Raw genomic sequence first — 17045 nt, 5'->3', positions numbered from 1 at the left:
GTCGGGGGAGGGGGTTGGGGGAGGTGGGACGCACCATGTCGACACCCCGCTCCCCTCCTCACCCAACCATCTCCTCTCAAGAGGAGAGGGCTTTTGAAGGGGCAAAAAATGGCAAGCGTCGGCGAGGCCCTGGTCAAGCTGCTGGAAGGCTACGGCACGCAGGTAATCTTCGGCATTCCGGGCGTGCATAATGTCGAGCTCTACCGCGGCCTGTCCAACTCGACCATCCGGCATGTGACGCCGCGGCACGAGCAGGGCGCCGGCTTCATGGCCGACGGCTATGCAAGGGCGTCGGGCAGGCCCGGCGTGTGCTTCACCATTTCCGGCCCGGGCCTGACCAATATCCTGACCGCGATGGGCCAGGCCTATGCCGATTCCGTGCCGCTCCTGGTGATCTCCAGTGTCAATGCGACGACGGAACTGGGCACCAACGAAGGCCGGCTGCATGAACTGCCCTCGCAGCGCGACTTGGCGCGCGGGGTGAGCGCCTTCGCCCAGACCATCCACCATCCGCGCCAATTGCCCGAGGCGCTGGCGCGGGCGATGGCGATCTTTGCCGGTGCCCGGCCGCGCCCGGTCTACCTGGAAATCCCGGTCGACGTCATCGCGCTGCCGGCCGACGGCCTGGACCTGAAGCCCCGCGCCCTGCCGTCGCGCCCCGCCGCCGATCCGGCGGCGATCGCCCGGGCGGCCGAACTGCTGGACGGCGCGGCGCGGCCGCTGATCGTGGTCGGCGGCGGCGGGGCCGATGCGGCCGCTGCCCTGCGCAACCTGGCCGAGCGGCTGGACGCGCCGGTGGCGACCACCATCAATGCCAAGGGCGTGCTGCCGCCCGACCACCCCCTGCTGGCGGGCGAGAATCTCGCCGCCTCGCCGCTGTACGAAGCCTTGGAGGACGCCGATGTCATCCTCGCCGTGGGCACGGAGTTCGGCGAGACCGAGATGTATCCCGGCCCGGTCGGCCTGGTCATCGACGGCAGCCTGATCCGCATCGACCTGGATGCGGAGCAATTGATGCGCGGGCCGGTCGCGGCCCTGCCGATCCTGGCCGACAGCGAATTGGCCCTGTCGGCCCTGGCAGCGGCCCTGCCGCCGGCCAATAGCGCGCGCAACGGCGCCGCCCGGGCGGCCGCCCTGCGTGACGGCCTGATCGCGCAACTGCCCGATTACGCGGTCACCCACCAGCCGATCATGGCGGTGGTCGACCGGGTGCTGCCCGATGCGGTGATCGTGGGCGACTCGACCGAGCCGGTCTATGGCGCCAACCAGTTCTTCCACCCGCGCGGGGTGCGGCGCTTCTTCAATGCCTCGACCGGCTATGGCACCCTGGGCTACGGCCTGCCGGCCGGCATCGGCGCCAAGCTCGCGGTGGGCGACCAGCCGGTGGTGGTGCTGGCGGGCGACGGCGGCGTGCTGTTCACCATTCCTGAACTGGCCGCCGCGGTCGAGGCCCACGTGCCGGTGATCGTCCTGCTGTGGAACAATGGCGGTTATGGCGAGATCAAGAAATACATGGAGGCGCGCGCGATCACGCCCATCGCCGTCGACCTGGTGGTGCCCGACCTGGTCGCCATCGCCCGGGGTTTGGCTGCCATGCAGTCACGGTGGGTAACCTCGAGCATCTGGCCGCCGAACTCGACATTGCAAAAGGTCGAACCGTCCCCACCTTCCTGGAATTGAAGGCCGGGACGGTCTTCCGCTGAACCGGAGCCAGTCATGACCGATAAAGTGCGCAAGAGCGATGCCGAATGGCGCGCGCAGCTCACCCCGCTGCAATATGCCGTGACCCGCCAGAAGGCGACCGAACGGCCCGGCACCGGGGAATACGAACGCACCAAGACCGCCGGCACCTACCATTGCGTGGCCTGCGGCGAGGTCCTGTTCGAGTCCGATGCCAAGTTCGACAGCCATTGCGGCTGGCCCAGCTTCACCGCCCCCGCCGCGGAAGGCCATGTCGCCGAGGAGCGCGATTCGAGCCACGGCATGGTCCGCACCGAGGTGCTGTGCGCCCGCTGCGACAGCCACCTGGGCCATGTCTTCGACGATGGCCCAGGCCCCACCGGCCTGCGTTACTGCATCAATTCGGCGGCGTTGAAGCTCGACCCGAAGAAATAGAGTCGGATCGGCGAGCCCTGGGGAGACATCTTGCGTCCTTCGAGACGCCATCTTCGATGGCTCCTCAGGATGAGGAAAGTCTTTTTGCCATAAAGATTTTCCTCATCCTGAGGAGGGTGCGAAGCACCCGTCTCGAAGGACGCACAATGCCGGCGCCCCTACCTCACGCGAACAGGAAATCGCTGTCGGTCAGGCCGGTGACGCCGGCCACGGTGATGGTGGTGTCGACGTCGATCGTGATGACCGTGTTGCCGTCCGCCTCGACGATCGAGGCGAAATCGGCAGTGCTGGTGTAGCCCAGGCCCTCGACATCGATCAGGTCGCCGCTGGCGAAATCCTGGATGATGTCGTGGCCCACATCGCCGCTGACGAAGGCGAAATAGTCGTTGCCCGCGTCGCCGGAGACCACATCGTCGCCGTCGCCGCCGTAGAGGTCGTCGTCGCCGTCGCCCCCGTGCAGTTCGTCGTTGCCGGCATAGCCGCCCAGCGCGTCGCTGCCCGCCCCGCCGTAAGCCAGGTCATTGCCGTCGCCGAACGAGGCGAAGTCGTCATTGGCCGAGCCGGTGAGCGTGATCTTGCCCGGCCCGAACGCCACGACACCGATCTGTCCGCCGCCCGAGCCGACGGCGGAGGCGTCGATCGTCGTGTCCTCGGCAACGGGCGAGACCAGAACGGCGAGCTGCCCAGGCGTGGTATCGCCGTCGAAATCCGCCGTGGCGACCAGACGGCCGCCCAGCAGGACCGTGTTGCCGATACCGTCGACCGCGACCAGGTCGATCGAGGTGAACCGCCCGCCGCTCAAGTCGAAGGTGGTGTTCTCCTCGCCGTTGATGCCAAGGGCGAGCGCGTCGGTGCCGGTGCCGCCGTCGAAGACGTCGCCGATCGAGGTGGCGTTGTCGAAGTAGAAATCGTCGTCGCCGGCGCCGCCGCGCATCCGGTCGGTGCCCTCGCCGCCGATCAGCAGGTCGTGGCCCGCGCCGCCGTCCAGCCGGTCGTCGCCGATGCCGCCGTCGAGCATGTCGTCGTCGTCATTGCCGAACAGGGTGTCGTTGCCATCCTCGCCGAAGAGGAAATCCTCGCCGCCCTTGCCGGTGATGCGGTCGGCCCCGCCGGCGCCATAGAGGTCGTTGTCGTCCGCGTTGCCGGCGATGGCGTTGTCGAGGCCGTTGCCCGTGCCCTCGAAGACGCTGCCCAGCAGGATCAGGCGTTCGACATTGTCGGCCAGGACATAGCTCTCGGCCGTGGTGCGGACGGTGTCGTAGCCGCCCGCGGCGTCCTCGATCACCGTGTCGAGCAGGGCATCCGAGACGACATAGGTATCGTCGCCGGCACCGCCGGTCAGCTTGTTGGTGCCGCTGCCGCCATCGATCAGGTCGTTGCCCTCGCCGCCGTCGATGGTGTCGTCGCCGGCCCGGCCATAGAGGCGATCGTTGCCGCCCAGGCCGAAGATCTTGTCGCCGCCGCTGCTGCCATAGATGTAGTTGGCCGCTTCATTGCCGCTGCCGCCCAGGCCCAGGCTGTTGACCAGGACCAGCTTCTCGACCTCGTCGGGCAGGGTGTAGTCGATCCTGGCGCGGATCGTATCCGTGCCTTCGCCGGCCAGTTCGGTGACGATATCGCCGGTGCTGTCGACATAGTAGGTGTCGTTGCCCAGGCCGCCGCTCATCTGGTCGATGCCGCGGCCGCCATCGAGGGTATCGCCGCCTTCCAGGCCGAAAAGCCTGTCGGCGCCGCCAAAGCCCTTGATCGTGTCGGTGAGATTGGTGCCGGTCAGTTCGTTATCGGTATTGTCGCCCGGAATGTAAGCCATCGATTACCACCCGCCCTCTTAGGCTGTTGTTGGTGGCGAGCGTTTCAAAAAAGCGGCGCCTTGGACAGGAAAATGTGCTGTGACGGCAAGCGTCTAGCCGGGAAACAACCGCGCGGCGAAGGCGCGGCCCTGCTTTCTGATATCGGGCACGGCGATGATCTCCCAGAAGGCGGATCTGGTCGGAGGCCCCAGGACGAAGAGGCGCGAGGAGGTGTGCCCGCCGTCGCCGATCAGATTGAGGTTATCGGTCACGTCGAGGCCCAGGCAGAGCGGATCGGGGCGGGCGCGGCCCTCGTCCAGCAGCGCGCGCATCAGCGGATCGCCCAGGCGCTGGTAGTCGACCGAGAGGCCGGTACAGTTCACCACGTAGGCGGTCTCGATGCGCAGGGGGGGCCGCCATTGCCCTTGGGGCCAGGGTGATGGCAACCCCGGTCGGGGCGGCGGCCCAGCCGGTGATGCGCCCGGCCACGATCCTGAAGGTGCCGGCCGCGGTCAACTGCTCGATGCCCGCCGCCACCTGGGGCGCCATGCGGTGCCGATGCACATCCCACCAGGGGCGCAGGTGGCGAAGGAAACGCCGGCGTTCCACCATCGGCAGTGACCGCCACAATCCTCGCGTATGCGGCCGCAGGGCGTCGATGACGCTGCGCCAGTCGATGCCCTCGGCGGCGGCCTGCTTCACCTCCCCGCGGACCCAGCGGGCATAGGCGGTGATGGTGGGGGGCACGCTGCCCGGCTCGCGGATGAGTTTCCAGCTCCGCGTCTGTTCATGCACCCGCGACAGGAGGCCCCGGCGCGACACCGCCGTTATCTGCCCGCGATGACCGCGCTGGCCGAGCAGGGTGACGACGTCGACGGTGGTCAGGCCGGTGCCCAGGATGACGACCGGGTCGTCGGGGCCGATGCGGGCAATGGCGCTGTCGTCCCAGGGATCGGCGATCAGTCGCGCCGGCGCCACGTCCTCGATCCCGTCGGGGCCGGGCCACGCCGGCGGGTTGTTGCCGGTGGCCAGCACGGCGAGATCGGCGGCGACCTCGCCGCCTTCGGCCAGCCTCAGAAAGACCCCGTCTTCCGTCTCGTCGATATTCACGACCTGGCGCGACAGGCGCTCGACCACCACCCGTGGGTGGGCGTCGCGCTCGGCCTCGGCCAGGGCTTCGGCCAGATACTGGCCATAGATGCCGCGGGGTACGAAGGCATGGCCGGAGGGCGGGATGGAACTGGCCGGCTGCTCCGGCAGGTCGCGCGCCCACAGCCAGCGCAGGAAATGCGAGGGATCGTCTTCCAGCGCGCTCATGTTGGCGGCGCGCACGTTCAGCAGATGGCCGGCATGGACGGTCGAATAGGCCAAGCCGGGGCCGAAGACGCCCGAACGCTCGAACAGCAGGATGGTGGTGCCGCGGGGTGCCCGGCGCAGCAACTCGAGGGTCAATTGCGCGCCGGTAAAACCGGCACCGATAATGGCAATCCGCATCCCGCACCTCGAAGCATCACTCGGACATAATTACATAGCATATGAGTGGTTAGTTTATTTTAACAGACTGAATATCGCGAGAAAGCGCTCTTTGCCAGCGCGGTGGCGTGGTTGTCTTCACGGGATCGGCATGATAGGCGAAAGCCGCAGGATGTCTCAGGATCGGGCGGGTGTCGGGCAGGGCGATTGTCACCATGGGTCTGGCCGGCGCCGGCAAGAGCGCGACCCGCCTGCCGGGCAAGCCTGTGAGGCGCCTTCGGTGACGCGGCGCGCGATCGTCCATATCGGCTGGCCGCGCACCGGCACGACCAGCTTCCAGTTCCTGCTCGACCGGCTGCGTCCCACCCTGGCCGAAGCCGGGGTGCTCTACCCCGATCTGACCCCGGACAAGGCGCCGCGGCCGCATCTCAGCCACCAGCATCTGGGCGAGACGCTCGACGGGCGGCACCCGCGCACCACCCGGGAGGAATTGCTCGGCAAGCTCGACGCCGCGCTGGCGGCGACGCGCTGCGACGTGGCGCTGCTGTCCTACGAGGGGCTGGCCCAACTGCGCCGCGCGGGCCCGGTCGCCGAGATGCTGGCGGCGCTGTTTGAGCGCCGCGGCTTCAGCCTCGAGATCATGGCGACGGTGAAGCCGCAGGATGCCTTCCTGAATTCGGCCTACACTTGGCGCTGCCAGTTCCTGCGCGAGGCGCGGTCGTTCGCGCCCTATGCCCGGGCCGAACTCGGCAACCGCCGGCTCGACTACGCCGCCGTGCTGGCGCCGTGGCGGGTCGCGGCGGCGGGCCGGGTGCTGGTGGTGCCCGTGCGCGATCGCCGGTCGGACGAGTCGCTGGTCTGGCGGCTGTTCGACGCGCTGGGCCTGCTCGACCGGGTGCGTGGGTCGCTCTCGGACGGCGACCTGGCGCGCCGCGAGAACAGCAGCCCCGGCCCGGTGGCGGTGGCGGCAAGCCGCTGGCTGCACCGGCAGGGCGTGGCGAGCGTGCTGGGCGCGGATGCCCGCAGTGCCGGCCGCTACCTGGAGGTTGCCGCACAGGCGCGCGGGCGCGACGCCGCCACCTTCTGCGGCCTGACGCCGCCACTCGCCGCGCGCCTCGAAGCCCGCTTCGCCGCGGCCAACGATGCCTTCGCCGAGCAGGTCTGGGGCTGCCCCTGGGCGGCGCGCGTGGCGCCCGAACCGGCCCGCGAGGCCAACGAGATCCTGGCGGCGGATCCGGACGTGACGGCGGTGGTCGACGCGACGCTGCGGCAGTTCGGCCTGAGCCGACGCGGCGGGCCGCCGGCCTGGCTTGGCCGGCGCTGGCGCCGCGACCCGGCGTGACCTGCGCCGGCCTCGAGCCGGTCCGTCAACTACCGGGGATCAGCTGGCGGCGGGTGGGCGGTCTTGCAGCCGGGGAAAGCGGATCATGCGGTTGTTGGCCTCGTCCCACACGGCATAGCGCGAGGCGCTCAGGGCCGCGCCCAGCAGCAGGGGCGGCGGCAGCGGCGTGACCGCGGCCAGGGCGGCATGGGCGCGGGCCAGGCGGTAGTTGGGGATGCGCGAATTGAGGTGGTGCATGGCGTGAAAGCCGATATGGCCGGTGAACCAGTCGAGCAGCCAGGGCAGCTTCAGGTACGAGGTACCCTCGATCGCGGCACGGGTGGCATCCCAATCGGCCCGCCGGCTCCAATGGACGTTTTCATAGCGGTGCTGCAGCGAGAACAGCCAGACGCCGACGATGGCGGCGAAGGCCATGACCGGCACCTGGACCAGCAGCACGGCGCCCAGGCCCTGCCAGAAGGCGAGGCCGGCGACGGTCAGCAGGAGCGCCAGGTTGGTGAAGTGAACACTGAGGCGTTCCTTGATCCAGCTCCGCGGCGTGTCGAACGGCAGGCGGTAGATGACCATGAAGACCAGCGGCGGCAACAAGAGCAGCGCGATCAGCGGGTTCTGCATCAGGCGGTAGCGCCAGCGCGCCCAGGGCCGCAGGGCGCGATATTCCTCGAGGGTGATGCAGGTCGAATAGAGGTCGATGCCGCTGTCGCGGTGATCGAGGTCGTTCCACACGACATGATGGCCGGCATGCTGGCGCCGCCAATTGTCGTAGGGCGTCATGGTGACCAGGCTGCACAGCCGGCCCACCAGGGCGTTGGCCGCGGGCGTGGCCATGAACGAGCCGTGGCCGCAATCGTGCTGGATGATGAAGATGCGCACGACGAAGCCGGCCGCCGGCACCGCCAGGGCCAGGGTCAGCCAGTAGGAGAGGTCGAGGCTGGCGTAGAGCGCGACCTCGAGCAGCAGGAACGGCCCGAAGCTGGACGCGAGCTGGGCGTAGCTGCGCCAGTTCACCGAGCCCTGGAACGGGGCGATGATCGCGCGCAGGCGCCGGCCTTCGACGAGGCCGGGGCGTTCCCGGCTCGCCGTCCCCTCGCTCGATGCCGCACGACCGTCAAAGGGCGGTCCCATCTGGAGTTCCTCCGGTTGTCGCGCCCGGCGGCACGCCGACAGGAAATCAGCCGAACCCCGGCGGGGGCCGGCGCATCGTGCAGTTCTGGGGCATGGGGGCGCTTGATTGTCGACCAGATCCGGCACCGCCGGCGCACAACGCGACTGATCGAAAGTACTGCCGAAAGGCGGCAGATCTTCTCAGGCCCCACTATAGATCAAAACAAGGCGCGGTTATACGCCGATCGCCAAAATAAATTCGCGCGATCCCCGCAGATCTCAAAAAAAGCTGATCAGGGCAGCGACTTGCGGTATTTCAGCATCCCGGCGATCGACATGCCGCTTTCGCTGTGCAAGGCGGCGGACTCGTCATTCTCATCGGGCACGATCGTCAGGCCGATGCCCCGGCTGGGCAGCACGGGCAGGGAGTCGATGATGGCCGCGGCGACGCCCAGGGTATCGGGGGCGGGCGTGCCGGCAGCGAGGCGGCCGGGATCGGCGCTTTGTCCCTTGGGCACCAGGGGCGGGATGGCGAGGCCGGGCCGGGCCGGCTGCCGGCCTTCGGTCGCCGGGGCGATCTCCACCTGCTGCTCGTCGCGCAAATTGCCGGCGCTGGCGGGTTGGCTCGTTGCCATCACCGCCACGGCCCCAGCGATCAATGTTGGCCAAAATGCGCGCATGGCAGAACGCTACGCCGGCCGGCGCCGGAGTCGAGAATCACTGGCCCCGAATCGGTATCATCAGTGGTTCTTTCCGCCTGCCCCCCGGCGCGCGCTAGGGGGCGCGCTAGCCGCCGGGGCTCGACGGATCCTTCTGGCGGGCCAGGTAGCGCTCGCCGCCGTCGACCGCGATGACCTGGCCGGTGATGTGCGGGGCCTGGGCCAGGAAGGCCACGGCATCGGCGATGTCCTCAGGCCCCAGGGATGCGCCCAGCGGCAGCTTGCCCTTCTCGGCCGCGAAGCGCGCCGGATCCTGGAAGGGGCTGATCAGGGTCAGGCCGGGGGCGACGCCGTTCACCCGGATGCGGGGGGCGTAGTGGCGGGCGGCGAGGTCGGTGATGGTGGCCAGCGCCGACTTGCCCAGGGTGTAGGACAGGAAATCGGGGTGCGGCCAGGCCAGCTTGGCGTCCAGCACATTGATCACCGCGCCCTGGCCGATGGCGCGGGCAAAGGCCTGGAGAATGAGCAGGGGGGCCAGGGCATTCACCCGCATATGGGCCAGGAAGCTGGCTTCGCTGACACTGGCGAAATCGTCGGGTTCGAAGCGCGAGGCGTTGTTCACGACCAGGCTGACATCGCCATGGCGGGCGAACAGCCCCTCGAGTGACGCCGCGAGTCTCGCACCGTCGTCGAGGTCGAGCGTCACCAGATCGACATTTATGTTGCGCTGCCGCAAATGCGCAAGGAAGGCGGGATCGACCTGGGTCGCGTCGCGGGTCTGCAGCAACAGGCTGAAACCCGCGTCGCCCAAGCGTTCCGCGATCGCCGCGCCGATGCGTTTGGTGCCGCCGGTAATGAGTGCCGTGCCGGTCATCGCCCTGTACCGCCCCGTGTCCCCTTTGAGGCCATTAGCACTTTCTCATCCTCTTTCCTAATCCCCCGGCTTTGCGTTATGCTGCCGCACGGTCAAGAACGGCTTGACCACGGCAGTGCCAGTATCCCGGGGGAATTCAAGATGGCGAGTGATCTGACCATTAAGCGCGGCACCAAGACCGATCCGGCCGACGTTGCCAAGATCGACAAGAGCAAGCTGGGCATCCTGCTGGCCAAGCCGCCGCAGACCGAGACCGAGGGCCAGGCCATGTACAGCGGCTACACCCAGTGCCCGTGGTGCGGCCATGTCGGCTGGACCGTCGGCCTCGACACCAACTATTACGTCGACATCGTCTGCGGCGCTTGCGGTGGTTATTTCCGCGCCTGATCGCAGCGGCATCGGTCGAACCAGGCGGGCCCCCTTGGGGCCCGCTTTTGTTTCTGGCAAGGGTCCCCTTGGGGCCTGCTTTTGTTTGCGGATGGCTGTTGAACCGGCGGGATTTCGGGGCAATCTCGCTTATTGAAGCGCCTGTTCGCGAGAAGGATGCCCCCGATGAAGAAACTGGCCCTGATTGTTCTGTTCGGCGTGGCGGCGCTGGTCTCGGCCTGCAACACCGTCGAGGGTGTCGGCCGCGATGTGCAGGGCGCCGGCGAGGCGGTCTCGGATACCGCCCGCACGGTGAAGGACAAGCTCTGACCGGTCGCGCGCGCTCATGTGCGGCCGCTATCTGCTGAAGACCCCGGCCGACGAGCTCAAGGAGCTGTTTGCTCTGGAAGGCCCGCTGCCCAATTTCGGGCCGCGCTGGAACGTGGCGCCGACCCAGGAGATGCCGGTGGTGCGGCGTCACCCGGAAAGCGGTGCCCGTGTCCTTTCCCTGCTGCGCTGGGGCCTGGTGCCTCATTGGGCGGACGATGCCGGCATCGCCACCCGCCTGCTTCACGCCCGCGCCGAAGGCCTGGAGACGACACGGTCCTATCGCGACGCCTATGCAAGACGGCGCTGCCTGGTCCCGGCCGACGGCTTCTTCGAATGGCAGGGCGAGGGCAAGGCCAAGGTGCCCTATGCCGTGGCCCGGGCCGACGGCGGCCCCTTCGCCATGGCCGGCCTGTGGGAAGGCTGGCGTGGCCAGGACGGCACCGTGATCCGCAGCTTCACCGTGGTGACCACCGCCGCCAATGACGATCTGCGTCCCGTCCACCCGCGCATGCCGGTGATCCTGGCGCCGGCCGACTGGCCGATCTGGCTGGGCGAGGTGCCGGCCGATGCCGCCGCCATGGCCCGCCTGTTGGCCGGGGCCGGTCCGGGCGAGATGCGCTGCTGGCCGGTCTCGTCCCGGGTCGGCAATGTCCGCAACGACGACGCGGCGCTGTTCGCGCCCCTCGCCGCCTGAGTTGCTCAGAGGCCGGCGAGCTTCTTCACCTGGTCGATCTTCCAGGCCGACATCAGGGCTTTCACCGCATCGGCGGGCACCCCGTTGCTGCCTTCGGCCTGCAACAGCAGCCGGCCGGCCAGGGTGATCATGATCTGTGTCGTGTCCGATGATTTGTCGGCCTGCATCATGGCTTCCTCGCCGCCGATGCGCACCCGCTGGAAACCGGCCTGGGCCGCCATCATGGGGTTGGCGAAGAGCATGCCGAAGGATTGCAGCATCGGGCTGTCGGCGACCAGGCTCAGTTTCACTGTGCCGCCCGACGCTGTGTCGGTATAGGTACGCGAGACGGTCTGGCCCATGCCCATCATCGCCAGCGATTCAGCCGAAACCTCGTCCGCGGTCCAACCGGCCGGGGCCTCGGGGAAGGTGCCGCCGTAGGCTTCGTTGAGCTTCTGGGCGATCGCCGAATTGGCAAAGGCGATTTCCTTCTGGGCGCCGGCGAGGTCGCCCTTGGCATAGAGCTCTGCCGCCTTGGCGAGGCCGTCCGAAATATCGTCGGCCCGGGCGGCAAGGCTGCCGAACGTCAGGATGCCGGCGACAGCCGCCGCCAGCAACGCGGTCCTGGACATCATGGTGATTCCCCCTCGAGTTCCCTCACGGGCGGAACAAAGCACCAGCGGGGTTGTGAGAAAAGGCCCAAGGGGGCGAAACGTGACCGGCATCACGCCAGCCCGGGGACCGTTGCTCGCGATGCGGTTGCTCGCAGGCCCCTGCGCTGCGACCATCGCGCCATGTTCTCGCCCGCGATCCTGCTCTCCCTCGTCCTTGGCGCGCTGGCCTTCACGGCCCTGACGGCGGCGGCGCCGCTGGCGGTTTATACCGTCACCCTGGCCCTGTTCGGCCTGGCCCATGTGACCAGCGAATTTGCCTATGTCGATCGCCGCTTCGGCCGGCGCCTGGGCCGGCCGCTGGTGTGGCGCCTGGGGCTGCTGCTGGCCGGCGTGGCGGCGGCGCGGGCCGCGGGCGTGTTCGGCCTGCTGCCGGTCACCGTCGCCCTGACCGTCGAATTGGCCCTGGTGGCCGCCCTGGCGCTGGCGGTTGCCGGCGGCGAGGGGCCGCGGGGCCTGGCCTTGGGCGTTGCCCTGCCGTTGGGCCTGGCGACCGCGCTGGCCCCGTTCGAGACCGCCGTGACCCTGGCCATCACCCACAATTTCACGCCCCTGGGCTTTTTGTGGGAGGCGGCGCCGCGGCACCGGCGGGGGCCGGCGATGGCCTTGGCGCTGGCCGGGTTCATCGGCCTGCCGCTGCTGGTCGCCAGCGGCCTGCCGCGGCTGTGGCTGGGCCTGGATCTTGCCGGCGCCGACCCGATGGCGACCGGCGGCCTGATCCGTCATCTGCATGTCTATGTCCCGGCGGCGTTGCGGGACGGGCCCTGGGCGCTCGACCTGTTTGCCGCCTGCGTGGTGGCGCAGGGCGCGCATTACCTGGCGGTGATCGTCATCCTGCCGGCCTTGCAGCGGCGCCGGGCGCCGGGCATGCGCGGCTTGATCCCCTGGCCGGGGCGGGGCCTGTTCGCGCTCGCCGTGGTTGCCGGCAGCGCTGTCGCCCTCATCGGCTTCCTGGATGATTTCTCAGGCGCGCGCGGCCTCTACGGCATTCTCGCCTCGGTCCATGCCTGGGTCGAAATCCCGCTGCTGGTGCTGATCCTCGGTGGCGCCTTTCAGCCCACCGCCAGCTTGCCCGCCAGGAACGAGGCGGCATTCGCCGCCGCCGAGACAGCCAGTGCCCGCCGGGGCGTCAACCCGGCGACAACGGCGATCAGCCCGGCCTCGACCGCCACCACGATCGCCTCCAGGGCGATGACCGACGGCCAGTAGCCCCAGCGCGGATAGGCCCACAGCGCCGCCGCCCAAAGCTGCGGATGGGTCGCGGCGGTGGCGATCGCGCTGGCCAGGCCGGCGGCGACGGCACCCCGCCCGCCCAGGCGCCGCCAATGCACCAGGGCAAAGGCCACCGGCGCCTCGATGGCGATCGAGATCACAAGCGCCTGCCACGCCATCATGGCATCATCTCCGCGTGTCAATCCGAGGTGCCATCATGCACATTGCGATCAAGGCCGCACTGATCCTGGGCCTGCTGCTGCCGCAGGCGGCCCGGGCCAACATGATCCCGCCGCAACCGCCGCCCCTGTTGCCGCCGGGACCGGCGCAGGCGACGCTCCTGGGCCTGACCTTCGAACAGCTCTGGTCCTATCGCCAGGGCGGGCGCTGGGCTGTGGCCATCACCGGCTGCGCACAAGCCGAGTCGCCCGCCTGCCGGCGCGCGACCGAGGCCGGGCTGATCGGCTGCCACGTGGTGGGCGCCAACGGCAAGGCCATCGCCGCCGGTGATCTCCAGGCGATCATCGACGCCCACGCCTATCCGCCGTCGACGGCCGAGAAGCCCCTGCGCCTGACCGTCGAAGCCTGCCGCGACCAACCGACAGAGATCACGCTGGAACCGTAGTGCCACCCGGCCGCGAAAAGCCCTCTCCGCCCTTCAGGGGGGAGAGGGTTGGGTGAGGTGGGTCGACGGCATAGAGTGCACTCTGTCCCGCCGACCACCTCACCCTCCCGTCGCTCGCGCGCCGGGCCCCTCCCTCTCCCCCGCAAGCGGCGGAGAGGGGATCACCGACCGTCCTCCAGGAGCATCGCGGCGCCCTTTTCGGCGATCATGGCGGTGGGGGTGTTGGTGTTGCCCGAGGTGATGGTGGGCATGATCGAGGCATCGATCACCCGCAGGCCGTCGAGGCCGATGAAGGAAAGGCGCTCGTCGACCACGGCTTGCGGGTCCTCCGGCCTGCCCATCTTGGCGGTGCCGACGGGGTGGAAGATGGTGGTGCCGATGTCGCCCGCCGCCTTGGCCAGCGCGGCATCACCGTCGCCCACGCCGGGGCCGGGCAGGTATTCGCCGGGGTGGAAACGGGCCAGTGCCGGCTGTGTCATCAGGCGTCTCGTCACCCGGATGGCGTCGGCGGCGACGCGGCGGTCGTCGTCGGTGGTCAGGTAGTGGGGGGCGATCACAGGGGCTGCCGTGGGATCGGCGCTGCGCAGGCGGATTTCGCCGCGCGAGGTGGGGCGCAGGTTGCAGGCGCTGACGGTGATCGCCGGGAAGGGATGCAACGGATCGCCGAACTTGTCCAGCGACAGGGGCTGGACATGGAACTGGATATTGGCCCGCTCGCGGCCGGGATCGGATTTGGTGAACAGGCCCAGCTGGCTGGGCGCCATGGTCAGCGGCCCGCGCCGGCGGATGAGGTAGTCGAGGCCCATCAGCCCGCGCCCGAGCAGCGAATGATAGGTCTCGTTCAGGGTTTTTACCCCACTGACCTTGTAGATCGCCCGCTGCTGCAAATGATCCTGCAGGTTACGGCCGACGCCGGGCCGCTCGAGGATCACCTCGATGCCCTGGGGGGCCAGGAATTCGCCCGGCCCGATGCCGGACAGTTGCAGGATCTGTGGCGAGCCGACGGCGCCGGCGCACAGCACGACGCTGGCCTGGGCCCGGGCCTCCATCGCCTGGCCGCCCCGGGTGTAGCGCACGCCCACGGCGCGGCCGCCCTCGATGATCAGCTTCTCGACCAGCACGCCGGTCTCAAGCGCCAAGTTGGGCCGGTTCAGCGCGGGCTCGAGGAAGCCGCGGGCCGAGGACCAGCGCCGGCCGCGCTTCTGGTTCACATGGAAATAGCCGACGCCCTCGTTGTCGCCGGTGTTGAAGTCGTCGATCCGCGGAACACCCATCTCGACGGCGGCGTCGCGCACCGCGTCCAGCACTGCCCAGGACAGGCGCGGCGCCTCGATGCGCCAGCCGCCGCCCACGCCGTGATGCTGGCTCTCCCCCAGGAAATGATCTTCCAGCCGCTTGAAGCAGGGCAGGACATCGCCGTAACCCCAGCCGCTCAGGCCCAGTTGCCGCCAGTGATCATAGTCGGCCGCCTGGCCGCGCATCGAGATCATGGCATTGATGGCGGACGAGCCGCCGATCACCTTGCCCGGGGATAGGCCAGTGCGCGGCCGTTCAGGCCGGCTTCCGGCTCGGTCTTGAACATCCAGTCCGCGCGCGGGTTGCCGATCGCGAACAGATAGCCGACCGGGATATGGAACCAGATCCAGTTGTCGCGCCCGCCGGCCTCGAGCAGCAGGACCTTGTTGCGCGGATCGGCCGAGAGGCGGTTGGCGACGATGCAGCCGGCCGTGCCGGCGCCCACGACGATGTAGTCGAACTGCCCATCCAAGCTTGCCACGGCGCGTTTCCCAGTTGTTATGCCCCCTGGTTGCCATGGCGGCCCAGGCGACTCAACCCCTGCGAAGGTTTCATGTGCCCTGTGGCTTGCTCCGGGCCGCCTCGACCAGGGCGCGGATCGCCCAGCGTCTCACCTTCTGGGCCTGGGCGTCGTCCAGTTGCAGGACGTCGCGAAACACCACCATCGCCTCGGTGCCGACGATCAAAGCCAGGGCCGCGGTCAGGGTTTCCAGATCCGCCGGCTCGAACTCGCCCCGCGCGGGGGCCAGGGCGGCCTTGATCAGGGGGGTGCGGCGGTCCTGGCGCACCGGCAAGTCGCCGTCCTCGACGCCCTTGGCCCGCTGTTGCAGCGCATTGGCCAGCATCAGGCGCAGCGGCACCTCGTTTTGCGCGATCATGGCATGGAGCGCGCCGTCGACCTGCTCCAGCCGCTGCACCGGATCGGCGCTTTGGTTCTCGGCGAACAGCTCGTCGGGCTCGGGCACCGCCACGTCCAGCGCCGCCTCGACCAGCAGGGCCTCGACGCTGGGGAAATAGCGATAGGCCGTCGCCCGCGATACCTGGGCCGCGTCGGCGACCTCCTCCAGGCTGGGCTTGCGGCCCAGCTTCAACAACCGGGCAGTGGCGTGAAGCAGGTCCTCGCGGGTGCGCCGGCGCTGCTTCCAGCGGCCGGTCTTGACGGTATCCGGCATCACGGCTGCGGCAGTTGCCGGATGATCGCGGCGAGGTCGAGCCAGACATTCTCGCGCGCGATGTCGCCGTTGTCGGCGAATTCGACGACGTGCAGCAAGCGGAATTCGAGCGGGCGGTTGTGGCCTTCCAGGCCGAAGGGGCGACCTGGCGCGAGGCCCCGCCACAGCGACTCGTCGACCATGAAACCGGGACCGTACAGGCGCCGCAGGGTCGTGGTCCCGCCGCCGGACAGGTCGGCGAACAGGGTCTCGTAGAAGGGGCGTGTGCCCTCGCGGCCCCGCACCGGCCCGCCCGGCCAGCCGACGATGTCGTGTTCGACATCGGGCGCCAGGGTGGCCAGCACCCCCTCGACATTGTCGGCTGCCTCGAAGGCGAAATGCTCGTCCATCTTGCGGTCCATCGCCGCGGTCGTCAGTGCCATGATTGTCCTCGTAGAGGGGTGGTTGATCCGGCCTTGACGTTAATGAGATTTACATCTCATTACAAGATGGAAGTTTCGACGACGAAAAGGATGCGGAATCGCCTGCCGGGGCAGCGGGCAGCGAATCTCGACGATGGGGGAGTTTGGAGCGGGTGATGGGAATCGAACCCACGACACTCAGCTTGGGAAGCTGATGTTCTACCTCTGAACTACACCCGCTCAGGGCCTAGCCGGACCGTGTTCTTAGCAACAGGGGCGGGCGGCGTCAAACGCTGCAAGCGTATTCTCCTCACAGGCGCCACCGGATTCACACGGTCGATTCGGCGGGGCGCAAAGCCCTCTCCTCCGCGGGAGGAGAGGGTTGGGTGAGGAGGTCATGGGGTCAAAGCGCCGATACATCTCGAGGCGGCCCGACCCACCTCCCCAACCCCTCCCCCGCAAGCGGGCGGAGGGGAGTCACAACGGCGGTTGTCGAACGGAGGAGAGGCTCTTCGCGCCGGAAACGACAAAGGCCCCGGCGGGTGGTGCGCCGGGGCCTTCGTTGGTCGGGGCCGGATCAGAGCGAGGTGTTGATCCACTCGACGATCTTGCCCTTGGGCAGCGCGCCGACCTTGGTCGCCGCCACCTTGCCGTCGCGGAACAGCATCAAGGTGGGGATGCCGCGCACGCCATAGCGCGCCGGGGTGCTGGGATTCTCGTCGATGTTCAGCTTGACGACCGTGACCTGGGCGCCCAGTTCCTCGGAAATTTCCTCGAGGCTGGGGCCGATCTGCTTGCAGGGGCCGCACCACTCGGCCCAGAAATCGACGACGACCGGGCCGTTGGCGCCCAGCACGTCAGTGGCGAAGGAAGTGTCGGTCACCTTTTTGGTGGACATGTCAAAGCACCTTTCATGGTCGGCTTCAGGCGCTAGGTTCGGCC

The 17045-nt window shown here is 68.8% G+C and carries 20 protein-coding genes and 1 tRNA gene; 8 read left to right on the top strand and 13 right to left on the bottom strand.

The features are described 5' to 3' along the window. Positions 1-108 precede the first annotated feature (108 nt). Positions 109-1680, top strand: coding sequence for a 5-guanidino-2-oxopentanoate decarboxylase (locus D3874_RS26630; protein ID WP_199699376.1), 1572 nt, complete (start codon positions 109-111; stop codon positions 1678-1680). A gap of 36 nt (positions 1681-1716) precedes the next feature. Beyond that, the gene (gene msrB, locus D3874_RS26625; RefSeq protein ID WP_119782732.1) at positions 1717-2115 is read left to right on the top strand and encodes a peptide-methionine (R)-S-oxide reductase MsrB; all 399 of its coding nucleotides are present in this window, start codon (positions 1717-1719) and stop codon (positions 2113-2115) included. A gap of 163 nt (positions 2116-2278) precedes the next feature. Here the strand turns inward: msrB and D3874_RS26620 are convergent, their stop codons facing one another. The 3 genes from D3874_RS26620 to D3874_RS26610 all read right to left on the bottom strand — a co-directional run bounded on the left by D3874_RS26620 (position 2279) and on the right by D3874_RS26610 (position 5399). Then, positions 2279-3925 (bottom strand): calcium-binding protein, encoded by a 1647-nt coding sequence (locus D3874_RS26620; RefSeq protein ID WP_119782731.1) that lies wholly within the window; start codon positions 3923-3925, stop codon positions 2279-2281. A 93-nt stretch (positions 3926-4018) separates the two neighbouring features. Further along, positions 4019-4237, bottom strand: coding sequence for a hypothetical protein (locus tag D3874_RS26615; protein ID WP_119782730.1), 219 nt, complete (start codon positions 4235-4237; stop codon positions 4019-4021). After that, the gene (locus D3874_RS26610; protein WP_119782729.1) at positions 4167-5399 is read right to left on the bottom strand and encodes an FAD/NAD(P)-binding protein; all 1233 of its coding nucleotides are present in this window, start codon (positions 5397-5399) and stop codon (positions 4167-4169) included. The genes D3874_RS26615 and D3874_RS26610 overlap by 71 nt, the downstream gene beginning before the upstream one ends. A 259-nt stretch (positions 5400-5658) precedes the next feature. On the opposite strand from D3874_RS26610, the gene D3874_RS26605 reads away from it, so the two are divergent. Then, positions 5659-6720, top strand: coding sequence for a hypothetical protein (locus D3874_RS26605; protein WP_119782728.1), 1062 nt, complete (start codon positions 5659-5661; stop codon positions 6718-6720). A 39-nt stretch (positions 6721-6759) separates the two neighbouring features. Here the strand turns inward: D3874_RS26605 and D3874_RS26600 are convergent, their stop codons facing one another. From D3874_RS26600 to D3874_RS26590, 3 genes are all read right to left on the bottom strand, one after another. After that, the gene (locus D3874_RS26600) at positions 6760-7845 is read right to left on the bottom strand and encodes a fatty acid desaturase family protein (RefSeq protein WP_119782727.1); all 1086 of its coding nucleotides are present in this window, start codon (positions 7843-7845) and stop codon (positions 6760-6762) included. 272 nt (positions 7846-8117) lie between these two features. Then, positions 8118-8459, bottom strand: coding sequence for a hypothetical protein (locus D3874_RS26595; RefSeq protein WP_147385881.1), 342 nt, complete (start codon positions 8457-8459; stop codon positions 8118-8120). Between the two features lie 151 nt (positions 8460-8610). Beyond that, on the bottom strand, positions 8611-9357 hold the full coding sequence (locus tag D3874_RS26590) for an SDR family oxidoreductase (RefSeq protein ID WP_119782725.1): 747 nt from the start codon (positions 9355-9357) through the stop codon (positions 8611-8613). A 141-nt stretch (positions 9358-9498) separates the two neighbouring features. Between D3874_RS26590 and D3874_RS26585 the strand changes: the two genes are divergently transcribed. The 3 genes from D3874_RS26585 (at position 9499) to D3874_RS26575 (ending at position 10747) form a co-directional block, all read left to right on the top strand. Beyond that, complete coding sequence (locus tag D3874_RS26585) at positions 9499-9744, top strand: hypothetical protein (protein ID WP_147385880.1); 246 nt, start codon at positions 9499-9501, stop codon at positions 9742-9744. 165 nt (positions 9745-9909) lie between these two features. Continuing rightward, positions 9910-10053, top strand: coding sequence for an entericidin A/B family lipoprotein (locus D3874_RS26580; RefSeq protein ID WP_119782723.1), 144 nt, complete (start codon positions 9910-9912; stop codon positions 10051-10053). Between the two features lie 16 nt (positions 10054-10069). Continuing rightward, on the top strand, positions 10070-10747 hold the full coding sequence (locus D3874_RS26575) for an SOS response-associated peptidase (protein ID WP_119782722.1): 678 nt from the start codon (positions 10070-10072) through the stop codon (positions 10745-10747). Positions 10748-10752: 5 nt separating this feature from the next. Here the strand turns inward: D3874_RS26575 and D3874_RS28865 are convergent, their stop codons facing one another. Beyond that, positions 10753-11361, bottom strand: coding sequence for a hypothetical protein (locus tag D3874_RS28865; RefSeq protein WP_158596240.1), 609 nt, complete (start codon positions 11359-11361; stop codon positions 10753-10755). A gap of 159 nt (positions 11362-11520) precedes the next feature. Here D3874_RS28865 and D3874_RS26570 point away from each other — a divergent pair, with 159 nt between their 5' ends. Next, positions 11521-12606, top strand: a complete 1086-nt coding sequence (locus D3874_RS26570) for a hypothetical protein (RefSeq protein ID WP_119782721.1) — start codon at positions 11521-11523, stop codon at positions 12604-12606. Between the two features lie 220 nt (positions 12607-12826). Continuing rightward, positions 12827-13234 carry a hypothetical protein gene (locus tag D3874_RS26565; RefSeq protein WP_119782720.1) on the top strand — a complete coding sequence of 136 codons (408 nt, stop codon included), beginning with the start codon at positions 12827-12829 and terminating at the stop codon, positions 13232-13234. 161 nt (positions 13235-13395) lie between these two features. On the opposite strand, the gene D3874_RS31750 is transcribed toward D3874_RS26565, so the two are convergent. From D3874_RS31750 to trxA, 6 genes are all read right to left on the bottom strand, one after another. Further along, a complete protein-coding gene (locus D3874_RS31750; RefSeq protein WP_338016776.1) occupies positions 13396-14754 on the bottom strand; it encodes a GMC family oxidoreductase in 1359 nt (452 codons plus the stop codon). Then, complete coding sequence (locus D3874_RS31745) at positions 14751-15011, bottom strand: hypothetical protein (protein ID WP_338016775.1); 261 nt, start codon at positions 15009-15011, stop codon at positions 14751-14753. Before D3874_RS31745 ends, D3874_RS31750 begins: the two co-directional genes overlap by 4 nt. Positions 15012-15081: 70 nt before the next feature. Next, positions 15082-15702, bottom strand: a complete 621-nt coding sequence (locus tag D3874_RS26555; protein WP_119782719.1) for a TetR/AcrR family transcriptional regulator — start codon at positions 15700-15702, stop codon at positions 15082-15084. Beyond that, positions 15702-16124 carry a nuclear transport factor 2 family protein gene (locus D3874_RS26550; protein WP_119782718.1) on the bottom strand — a complete coding sequence of 141 codons (423 nt, stop codon included), beginning with the start codon at positions 16122-16124 and terminating at the stop codon, positions 15702-15704. The genes D3874_RS26555 and D3874_RS26550 overlap by 1 nt, the downstream gene beginning before the upstream one ends. Positions 16125-16268: 144 nt before the next feature. After that, positions 16269-16343, bottom strand: a tRNA-Gly gene (locus D3874_RS26545). A gap of 337 nt (positions 16344-16680) precedes the next feature. Then, on the bottom strand, positions 16681-17001 hold the full coding sequence (gene trxA / locus D3874_RS26540) for a thioredoxin TrxA (protein WP_119782717.1): 321 nt from the start codon (positions 16999-17001) through the stop codon (positions 16681-16683). Positions 17002-17045: the final 44 nt, after the last annotated feature.

Source organism: Oleomonas cavernae (assembly GCF_003590945.1).
GTDB classification, from domain to species: domain Bacteria; phylum Pseudomonadota; class Alphaproteobacteria; order Zavarziniales; family Zavarziniaceae; genus Zavarzinia; species Zavarzinia cavernae.
This window is presented reverse-complemented; position numbering and strand designations above follow the sequence as displayed.